Origin of the sequence: Leptospira soteropolitanensis, assembly GCF_026151655.1 — a bacterium.
Lineage (GTDB): Bacteria > Spirochaetota > Leptospiria > Leptospirales > Leptospiraceae > Leptospira_A > Leptospira_A soteropolitanensis.
Map to the genome: position 1 here is coordinate 1 of NZ_JAMQPN010000054.1, position 1397 is coordinate 1397.

The following is a 1397-nucleotide window of genomic DNA, read 5'->3' on the forward strand; positions in this document are numbered from 1 at the left end:
ACGACATCTGAAAAATAAATACAAAACTTTAAATAAGGATTGACATTACATCATTTTCGATGTAATGTCAAGTGTGCAAAAGAAATGGAAAATTCTCTATTTTTCGGAAAAAAAGGATATACCTTCCGAAATTGAGATTTTCATAAATTCTAAGGATGAAAGAAACCAGGCAAAAATATTCGCTTGGTTAGATAAACTTGCTGAGTTAGGCCCAAATCTCCCTAGACCATACGCAGATCTTTTAATTGATGGAATTCATGAATTAAGAATTAAACTTTCTGGATCGCAGATTAGAATTTTATATTTCTTTTGTTATAAAGACTATATTATACTTACAAATCAATTTGTTAAAAATACAGAAAAAGTTCCTAAAGCTGAAATTAGCAAAGCTATTAAAAGAAGAGAAACTTTCTTACAAAAATATACTGAAAAAAACTTAAAGGAGTTAAATTTATGAGATCGTTAAAGAATCATTTAGATACTAAATTAAAAAGTAGATCTTTTAAGGAAAAATTTGAGGAAGAGAAAGAACTTGTTAATATCTCTATTGAGTTACAATCTTTGAGAGAAAAAAAGGGATTATCACAATCTGATTTAGCGAAAAAAGCACATGTTACTCAACAGCAACTATCAAAAATTGAAAATGGCGTTAATTGCAACTTATCTACATTTTTGAAAGTATGCCATGCATTAGATATGGAAATATCAATTAAAAACAGAAAACTTTCGGCTTAGTTTCAGACGACGTATAACAGCGGCTAACCGCTGCGCTTCGGGACTTCGCCCTCGCTTGGTCTGCGACACATAGGCTTTCTGTCACTCGCTTGCATACGCAAGCTCCGTGCCAGTCCCTAACGTCCCGCTGGGACTCAGGGTCAGCCTACGTCGGTTAGTCTAGTTCGTTAATTGCAATGTCCAAGAAAAAAGAATTTAAGATATTCTTCTTTCAAATTTTCGCTGAATCTTTTTATTCAAGGCGTGTGAAAAGAGAAAAAAGAAATGAGAAAGACGAAGAAATAAGAAAAGAAAAAATTGAAGAATTCTATCAAAGCTTAGTTTCTTTTAGCGTCTTTCTCATTATTTATATTAACTTGCTATTTTCTCGCACAGTTCTGTTTTACCTTACTCTGTTTGGGATATTCACGCGAAAATTAATTTAAGAAATTAAGAAGATCTAATTTCAAGAAAATAGATATTACTTCTTTACCTTCCTATACGAATTCTTTACTATTCATTGGACACTGCAATTAACATCGACTAACCGCTTCGCTTCGGGACTTGCGCCCTCGCTTGGTCTGCGACACATAGGCTTCTGGCACTCCTCTTGCTTACGCAAGCGTCGTTCCAGTCCCTAACGTCCCGTCGGGACTCAGGGCAGGCCTACTTCGGTTAGTCTT

The 1397-nt window shown here is 34.6% G+C and carries 2 protein-coding genes; both read left to right on the forward strand.

Translation table 11 applies throughout. The annotated features are described in order from the left end of the window. Positions 1-73 precede the first annotated feature (73 nt). Positions 74-457, forward strand: coding sequence for a type II toxin-antitoxin system RelE/ParE family toxin (locus ND811_RS19220; protein ID WP_135743542.1), 384 nt, complete (start codon positions 74-76; stop codon positions 455-457). Beyond that, positions 454-735: a helix-turn-helix transcriptional regulator gene (locus ND811_RS19225; RefSeq protein ID WP_015675632.1), complete on the forward strand. Its 282-nt coding sequence runs from the start codon at positions 454-456 to the stop codon at positions 733-735. The genes ND811_RS19220 and ND811_RS19225 overlap by 4 nt, the downstream gene beginning before the upstream one ends. Positions 736-1397: the final 662 nt, after the last annotated feature.